We start from the raw sequence: 9,077 nt of genomic DNA, 5'->3' as shown, positions 1-9,077 counted from the left end.
TTAATTGCCGCTTCTGCATTTTTGAGTGTTTTGATGACCGCAGGGTTCATATAGACAATGGTACGATCATAATCGGCGACCATCACATTGGCGCTGACATTCTCCAATGCTTCTTTTAAGCGAGCATTCTCGTTTGCTACGCGTAACTCATTCTCACGTTTTATCAATGCTTCAGTGTTATCCTTCCATTCAACAACTGTACCGACACGGTCACCGGACTCGGTCTTAACCGGGTTGACTGATAGCTCCATATGGCGTCGACCAACTTGAATATTGGCTTTGTGTTGAGCGCTTAGATTCTCTAGTAGCTCTTTCTGATGGCTTGGGTTTTTATGGAAGATATCAATTGATTGCCCAAGTAAATTGTTGGCATCAAACTGTGGAAGTACTTGTTGAATATCTTCTTCCGCGATTTTAAGTGTTTCAAGTACGGCATCATTCATATAGACGATGTTTCGCTCGGCGTCTGCAACCATTACGTTAGCACTTACGTTATCAAGAGCTTGTTTCAGGCGTACATTTTCAGCAGCCTCTTGTCTTTCCTGCGCTTGCTTGGCGAGCATCTCTGTTTCGTCTACCCATTCAACAACAGTACCTAAACGGTTGCCGTTCTCGCTTTCAACAGGGTTGGCAACAATTCTGAAGCTGCGGCCACCGACTTTGGCAGTACTTTCATAGCTTTGCGTTAAGCTGGCTAGTAACTGTCTTTGATGAGCCGGATTCTTGTGGAAAACATCAATATTTACACCCATCAAGTTATCGGCAGAGAACTTAGGTAAGTCTTTGCGAAGGTCTGACTCAGCATCCTTAAACATTTTTTCGACCGCATTATTGAGGTAGATGATGTTAAGGTCATTATCTGCCATCATCAGGTTGGTATTGGCAACTTTCAGGGCGCTAGTCACACGGCTGGTTTCTTCTGCTCGGCGCTCGAATTCGCCAATCAATTCTGTTTGCATGCGATCTAGAGCGCTCATTAGGTCGCTGATTTCATCTTGCTGAGAGCTTTGTTCGATATGAACTCTTTCGCCTTTGGCAACGGCATTGGAAACTTCGACAGCGGTATTGAGGCGAGTAGAAAGAGATTTGGAAAATGCCCAAGCGATATAAGCAACGATAGACAGAATAATGGCAGCAATAATGAATACCGATATGGCAAAGGAGCGAATCATATCCCCTGCAAAAGCATGCGCTTCAGCGTAGTCGACTTCTGATAGCAGTGCGAATCGGCTACCTTCAAACTCTAGAGGACCATAAGCAGAGAGAACTTCTTCGCCTCGGTAGTCTGGAAAGATATCAAAGCCACTTTCGCCCCGTAAGGCTTTCTCTACACCGGGAGTACGGATTTCTTGGAAGCCAATGTTGGTGTTTTTAAGATCAATTTGCTTAAGCGTCTTCTCGTTTACGCCACTCTCTTTAAGCGCGCTTAAGAAGTTCTCTTTGTCTTCAACCAAGAAGCGGCTCTTGCTCTGAGCTTTGAATTCTTGAGAAACCAGGTAAGTTTCGCCTGAATAGCCCATACCAGACTTTTCCCATTGTTCGTTATGGGTCATGATTCGGTTCAGCTCATCGATAGGCATTTGAAAAGCCAAAACGGCGATTTTCTCACCTTGTTTATTTACCACAGGGCTTGCCATAAAGGAGGCAGGAGCTTCATAAGATGGCGTATAAGACTGAAAAGAAGTAAAGGCAATGTGGTCAGGGTCACTTGCGTTGGCAGCTTCTTTATAGACTTTAGCTAAGTCACTATTTTTATAAGGCCCGGTAAGTAAAGAGGTGGCGTAATCGAGCTCTTTGAAAACGGAGTAAATAATCTCGCCTGAGTCAATATCGATCAAAAAGATGTCGTAATATTGGAATTCGTTAAGGTGCTTTCTAAACTCCGGGTGATACTCTTTGTGTACCTCATTGTAATCGGAGCTAAAGTCGAGTGAGTCTAAGGCATCTTTTTGACCTAAGGGGTTAGCGTTGTCTGCAATGAAGTGATATTGCATTAAACGGGCTTTATCGCTAATGCTGTTAAGTAAATTGCCGGGAGATAATGAAGAGCCTGGATTGCTCTCGGCATAGGTGGCACCAAATTGCCCGGTGTAATAATCTTCTAACTTGTCAGATATTTCGTTGCTACTGACGGTTTTAGGAAAATCATCATAGCTAGCGATGAAGCCTTCAGCTGAGTCGACGACACTATGGCTTGCAGAGAAAGCTTTAAGCTCATGTTTGATAGTCTGTAGGTAGCTGTGAATAAAGTCCTTCTGGGATTCTCGCTGTGTGATGAGCGCTTTCCGTGCTTCGTTTTCAATAACGCTTTCGGCAATATTAAATCCAACACCTGCTGTAATCAGAGCGGTTAATAGTACCGAAACAACGGACACTGAAAGTGATCCGAGGAGAACTTTTCGAGAGATGGACATGGTTGTTTCCTATTATTGCTATTTTAGTTCGTCGTTACTGACATTTTTAGTGTGGTGAAGACGCAACTACTTGTCAGCCGCAATCTATTTCAGCATAGGCCATTTAAGAAAAAGTGCTTAATATTTAGGAGGGGAAGTTCGGCACTGTATTGGTGCGAAAACTGCGCTGGATTAGTTGCTGGGCGAGAAACGAACCAGACTCGTGGTGAGTGGTTCGTTTCTTGTCGGGAGGGGCGTTTACTGGAAGCTGAATACAGAACCGCTTATAAAATCTGTATTTGTTGTGTCGTCACTTAATGCATAAAGGATATAAAAAATGCTGCCGCTGACGTCTTCAGATAGGGCGTAGCCAAATGCGTTTGTTTCTCCTCCCGATAAAACTTGATCTCCTGTTAGAAGGGATGTGTCAAAAGGTGATTCAGGTAAATGTATTTGAGGGTCTGGATTGCCAGTCATAACAGCAATTAATGGTAGATCGAAGTCGCGATTTGATAGGTTTCGGACAAGTGTTAGTAAAGTGCTGCCAGATTTTAAGACCTCGTTTTCTGCATCATATAATACTTCTGCTTCTGCGTAGCTTACGATGACATTTCTGAAATCATTTGTACTGTATATTGCTGACGAACTATGAATTTGATTGCTCGAAGCCTCAATTGATATCAGACCAATATTCTCAGAGCTTAGGGTAATTTGAGCGACGCCATTACTGGTATAAGCCGTTTCGATATGTGTGGTGCCATTATCAGTGATACTAAAACTCACTTCAGTGTTATCTGGAATTGCTCCGCTAGCCGAGTTAGGGCTTAAAGTCGCGGACACAATAGAGCTATCAATACCGTTGTTTAGAATAACGTTTGGAGTCAGTGACAGTGATATCGCTTTAGTAGCGTTAGGGTCTTCCGAGATTGTGAGGCTCAGAGTGTTAGAGCTTATAAGTTCTCCTGAGCTGTTTAGTAACTGGGCAGATATATCGCTGGTGCCGGCTGACAGAGCTTTTAGCAAACCGCTTTGATTAGAAAAGTAGTCATTCGATGCCGTCTCGATAGATACAACATCATTGTCACTGATTATCCAGCTTACTTCTTGGGTGAGATCTTTGCTGCTGTTATCGGAGTAGTCTGCAATGGCACTCAGTTGCAGTTCATCGTTAACGTTTATCGCGCTAGCAGGGCTGGTAATAGCAATAGAACTTAGTATTGCGTCCGTCACTGTGAAGGTTGCGCTGGACGATAGGCCTTCAAAGCTGGCGCTGACACGTGTACTACCGGGGGCAACGGTACGAATTAGTCCTGGGCTATCTACATTATTGTCGACAGTAATAAGTTGATTGTCTTCGCTTTGCCAGGTGACGAGGTGGGTGATGTCTTTAGTCGATGCATCGGTATATAAGCCACTTGCTTTGACTTGTTCTGTAAACCCAGCCGGAATACTTGTGTTATCGCTCGTCAGTGATATTGATTGAAGTGTCGCACTTGTTACTGTCACTAAACTAATACCACTGATTCCTTCTAGTTCGGCAGAGATCAGGGCTTCGCCTTCTGCATTAGCGCTGATAACCGGAGCGCTAGGGCTTTCTACGCTTGCAACAGTACTAGAGCTTGTGTTCCAGTTGGCCTCTTTACTGATATCAATTTGTTCTCCATCAGAATAGGAGCCTAAAGCAATGGCTTGTATTTGAAGCCCGTTAGCTAGGCTGATATTTCCTGGCTGAACTTCAATTGCGGTTAATACGGCGTCTTGAATGCTTAGACTAGTCGATATACTAATATCATCCAGGGTGGCGGAAATGTTTACGAATCCCAGTTCTAGTCCATTGACTAAACCTTCAGATAGCGCAGCGTTTGAAATAGAGCCTATTGCCGAGTCGCTCGATGTCCAGGTTACCTGTTCGGTGATGTCCTGAACTGAGCCGTCACTGTATGTTCCTTGAGCACTGAAACTTTGGCTTAGCCCCTTTGGTAGGGAGCTGTTAATAGGAAGAATACTTATATTGCTTAGTACTGCATTGCTTACCGTAACCGTACTGGCAGCATTATGGCCATCTAGCTCAGCACTCAGGCTTGAGCTGCCGATATCCAGTCCGCTAACAAGTGATGAGCCCGCTTCAATTGAGATTATTTCAGGAGAGTCAGCGCTCCAATTGACTTGGCTAGTAACATCTTGGTGGCTTTGATCAGTAAAAATGGCGGTGACGTTTACCTCGCTTTGAGTTCCTTTCGCTAGTGTGATCAATGGCGGGGTCAAAACCAGACTGTCGATTTGAGCCGGGCTGATAACAATGTTTTTTAACCCAGTTGTAGAGCCTTTAATAGCGCTGACTTGCACCTCCCCACTTTGAATGGCGGTAATAAGCTCATTATCGATACTGGCAAGGCTGATATCGCTAGTTTGCCATGTTACTTCAGCGGTAATGTTTTGGGTGCTGCCATCGGAATAGGTGCCAGTCGCTGATAAAGCAGTAGTGAGTCCGGCAATTAGAGTGTCGGGTAAATCAATTGAAATAGAATGCAATGTAGCAGGAGAAACCGTTAGCTCCAGACTTGTGTTGATGTCGCCAATACTTGCTGTGACATTGGTATTGCCAGCGCTGACAGCGACTACCAAGCCATTTTCATCGACTGTGGCGATGTTGTTATTGCTCGATTGCCAAGAAGTCTCAGGACTAAGGTCGCTTGTGGTGTTGTTCGTATAAATTCCGGTTGCCGTGAGAGTGTGAGATGAAGCAATTGCCAGTGTCAACGCGGCGGGTGTTATGCTAAGTGAACTCAATGTGTATGCAGTAGACGTACTTGAAGCGTGCTCACCCTCATAACTGGCTGTAATGGTTGCGTCACCAGGTGCTAGTGCGGTAAGTAAGCCTTCGTTGGAGATATGCAAAATGCTCGGATCAGAGGAACTCCAGTTAGCGGCTGAGGTGATAATACTTGTTGTACTATTTGAGTAGTGCGCGTTTGCTACCAGCTGCTGGATGCTGCCGACTTCGATGTCGGAAGGCAAGGTGGTAATGCTAACACTATAAAGAACGACAACCTCCACGTCTTGTTGATCTAGCAAATCATTGTGTTCGATAGAGATCGTTGCACTGCCAGCGGTGTTTACCGATAACAGGCCTGTGGCACTTATGCTGATAGCAGTGTTATTACTAGAGGCCCAGATAACATCGTTACTGATGTCTTCGCTTGATGAATCGGTGTAGGTTCCGTTAGCACTTAATTGCACACTGTCGCCGACCTCAAGATCGTCGGGAATGATGCTCATCGCAATGCTGCTTAAAGCAATTACGTTTATGCTGAAACTGGCTGATTCTCCAGAAAAAGCCGCTGTAATCGTAGTACTACCAGCATTGATTGCCGTAATCAGGCCACTGTCTGACACTGTCAGGATATTCGTGTCACTAGAGCTCCAGCCAGCGTCGCTACTTAAGTCAAAACTTGAGTCGTCGGTGTATAAACCGGTCACACTGGCTTGAAAGGTTTCGCCAGATATCATTGTTGTTGGTGGTGTTGATAATGAGAGACTCTGAAGTGAAGGCGTATTATTGGTCTGTTTTCCTGAGCTGCTACCGCCGCTGCAAGCGCTAAGTAATAGTGATATTAAAAAATATGTCAGTACTTTAGATGCGCTATTTATTGAAAAAACGTTGAACATTGAATAGTGATCCTCTTAATATGCGCGCAGTTTAGAGATTTTTCTACAGGAAGTATGTTCCATTTTGTCAACAGAAAGTGAAATTCTATAAAACAGCTTCATATAACTGTTTTCCTAACCGGCAAAATTTCAACAGAAACCCTATTGAGGTTAAGTATGCAAAGTAACATTAGGTACAAGTCTAGCAGTCGTAGAGCTTTGCTCTCGATATTTTTGCTATGCCTTTCAATGAATGTAATGGCTGAACGGGAAGAGAGCGGTGCGGGAGCCAGTTTACAGTTAGTAGCGACCTTCAGTGTTTTGGCTGATATGGCTAAGGCGGTGGGAGGAGATCATGTATCCGTATCTACCTTGGTAGACTGGGGGGAAGATGCACATGTTTACCGCCCTTCACCTCAAAATGTTAAGCATTTATCTAAAGCTGACTTGTTGTTAATGAATGGCTTGGGCTTTGAAGGGTGGTTAGCGCGCTTGGTTGCCGCAGCAGATTTTAATGGCCTGACTGTGATAGCGACAGAAAATGTTCGTTTGATCAGAGAGCGAAAGGATTTGCGTCGACATAGTCATGGTCATCATGGCGAAGAAGAGCATAAGCATAGTAGCGCTTCTCTTGATGAAAATGATGATATTTCCAAGATGGTTGGAAGGGTTGACCCGCATGCCTGGCATAGCTTGCAGGCTGCAAAAGTATATATTCGCAATATCACCAATGCCTTAGCGAAGGTTGACCCTCCGCATGCCGGAGAATATGAAACGAATGCACAGGCATATATTGAAGAATTAGACTTGCTTAACCAAGCTTACGAGAAGAAGTTTTTGGCTCTGCCTGCGTCTCAACGACAAATGGTTGTTCCTCACAATGCCTTTGCTTATTTGGCTCGAGATTATGGTTTGAAAATGCGGAGCTTGCAAGGCATCAGTACGGGAGGAGAGGCTTCTGCAGCACAAATTGCACAAGTAGTTCGTCAGGTTCGGAGCTCTGGCGTCAAGGCGATTTTCGAGGAAAATGTCGCTGACAATCGCCTTATCAAAGTTGTGCAAATGGAAACGGGAGTCAATTTTGGAGGTGAACTGATCTCGGGCGCCTTATCTCATGAGCTAGCGCCAAGCTATCTCGATATGATGCAGTACAATCTAGCGAAAATTTATCAAGCCTTGAAGTAAGCTGGGCTGAGTTATAAGTCCAGTTCTGGAACACTTTGGTCGACGGTACAATGGACAATCCCATCTTTTAGTGTGGCACTGATTTTGTCTCCCGCCTTGAAGTCGCTGCACTGGGTTTGAACTTTCTGTTTATCGGACTTTAATATGGCATAGCCGCGCCCTAAGGTTGCAAGAGGGCTTGCCGTGTGCAGTGTCTGGGCTAGAATCGCCAGTCTGTGTTGCTGTTGTTCCAGGTTTGCATGCTGCGCTTGTACTAGTTTGTCGTAAGCGTTGTTTAGTGTTGCTGCGCTTTGTTCAAGCTTCGCTTGAGGGTTATATCTGAGTAAGCGGTGCTGAAGTATATTCAGACTTCCAGATTTATTTTCAATAGTGTTTGATAGTGCCCGTTTAATGCGCTCTTGAAGTTCTTCAAGGCGTAAACCCTTTTCTTGAAGGGCATCGCCAGGATGTCTTAGTCGTTTTTGTAAGGCATCGATGCTTTGGCTGAGTTGTTTGAATCGATTGTTGATCACAAACTCCAGGCGCCGTTGTTGTTGATCCAGGTTTTGCATTAATTCGTATTGGTCGGGCGTAATGTGTTCTGCGGCTGCTGATGGCGTTGGTGCCCGGTAGTCTGCTACCAGGTCGGCAATCGTAAAGTCTACTTCATGACCAACGGCGCTAATGATAGGTAGTTCGCTGTCAAAAATAGCACGTGCGACGACTTCTTCATTAAAACTCCATAAATCCTCTAGAGACCCGCCTCCTCGCCCAACAATTAATACATCTGCAAGGTTGTGGCTGTTGCAGTAAGCGATAGCGTCGGCAATTTGTTGTGCTGAGCCTTCCCCTTGAACCTGAACGGGTAGCAAAATGATCTCTAGTGCAGGGAAGCGACGCTGCGTCACTGAAATGATGTCATGAATGACGGCACCGCTTTGAGAGGTTATCACGGCTGCTTTTTTGGGGATTTGTGGTATAGATTTTTTATGCTGCTGGTCAAACAGTCCTTCGCCAGCCAGTTTAAGCTTTAGTGCTTCAAAAGCGGCTTGTAGTTGCCCAATACCCGCCGGTTCCATGCCTTCAACGATAAGTTGGTAATCGCCGCGACCTTCGTACAAGCTCACTTTGGCTCGAACAATTATCTGGTCACCTTCCTTGGGGATAAACTTTAAGCGTTGGTTATAGCCTTTAAACATGGCGCAGCGGATTTGGGCCTTGTCGTCTTTTAGCGTGAAATACCAATGGCCGGAGCGCGGTCTTGAGAGCCCGGTAATCTCTCCGCTTACCCAGGTTTGAGCGTAGCTGACTTCAAGCATTCGTTTAACTTGACGGTTAAGTTCGCTGACACTCAGTGCCTTGGGTTTAGCAGGTGTATGCTCAGGAATACTGGGGTCGGAAGGGAAGTCTGCGTAAGTCATTGCGATGTCATATTTGGGTGATAAGTTGAGGCGAGTTTAAAATGCTTTGGCGGTATTTACAATTATGCTTGTAAGGAGAGCCCCTCAAGCATTATAATTCCGCGTTTTATCTGGACATAAAGGTTGGCCCATATGTTGCGGATCGCACATGACGCACTGACGTTTGATGACGTTCTCTTGATTCCTGGTTATTCCGAAGTTCTTCCTAACGAAGTTTCTCTTAAAACTCGCCTGACGAAAGGCATCACCTTGAATGTTCCTCTGGTATCTGCCGCGATGGATACGGTGACTGAAGCTCCTTTGGCAATTGCCATGGCGCAGGAAGGTGGCATTGGTATCATTCACAAAAACATGACCGCTGAGCAGCAGGCGGCAACCGTTCGTGCTGTTAAGAAATTTGAAAGTGGTGTAGTGAAAGACCCTATTACCGTTGCTTCAAATATGACGGTAC

5 protein-coding genes are annotated in these 9,077 nt (G+C 45.1%); 2 read left to right on the top strand and 3 right to left on the bottom strand.

The window, feature by feature from the left end:
* Positions 1–2,414, bottom strand: a 2,414-nt coding sequence (locus A3757_RS27945; RefSeq protein ID WP_068740054.1) for a PAS domain-containing protein, incomplete at its 3' end; no start/stop codon positions are given.
* A gap of 237 nt (positions 2,415–2,651) precedes the next feature.
* Complete coding sequence (locus A3757_RS18295) at positions 2,652–6,062, bottom strand: Ig-like domain-containing protein (protein WP_068511807.1); 3,411 nt, start codon at positions 6,060–6,062, stop codon at positions 2,652–2,654.
* Between the two features lie 156 nt (positions 6,063–6,218).
* On the opposite strand from A3757_RS18295, the gene A3757_RS18290 reads away from it, so the two are divergent.
* Entirely contained in the window at positions 6,219–7,226 is a 1,008-nt protein-coding gene (locus A3757_RS18290) for a metal ABC transporter solute-binding protein, Zn/Mn family (protein WP_068508834.1), read from the top strand.
* Between the two features lie 11 nt (positions 7,227–7,237).
* Here the strand turns inward: A3757_RS18290 and xseA are convergent, their stop codons facing one another.
* Positions 7,238–8,626, bottom strand: a complete 1,389-nt coding sequence (xseA, locus tag A3757_RS18285) for an exodeoxyribonuclease VII large subunit (RefSeq protein ID WP_068554359.1) — start codon at positions 8,624–8,626, stop codon at positions 7,238–7,240.
* A 132-nt stretch (positions 8,627–8,758) separates the two neighbouring features.
* On the opposite strand from xseA, the gene A3757_RS18280 reads away from it, so the two are divergent.
* On the top strand, positions 8,759–9,077 hold a 319-nt coding region (locus tag A3757_RS18280; RefSeq protein WP_197470126.1), incomplete at its 3' end, for an IMP dehydrogenase.

The organism is Oleiphilus sp. HI0117 (assembly GCF_001635235.1).
This window is presented reverse-complemented; position numbering and strand designations above follow the sequence as displayed.

What these genes read in the sequence shown, in the direction of transcription:
- A3757_RS18295 (WP_068511807.1), bottom strand. Translation starts at nt 6,062, where the DNA reads ATGTTCAACGTTTTTTCAATAAATAGCGCATCTAAAGTACTGACATAT.
- A3757_RS18290 (WP_068508834.1), top strand. Translation starts at nt 6,219, where the DNA reads ATGCAAAGTAACATTAGGTACAAGTCTAGCAGTCGTAGAGCTTTGCTC.
- xseA (WP_068554359.1), bottom strand. Translation starts at nt 8,626, where the DNA reads ATGACTTACGCAGACTTCCCTTCCGACCCCAGTATTCCTGAGCATACA.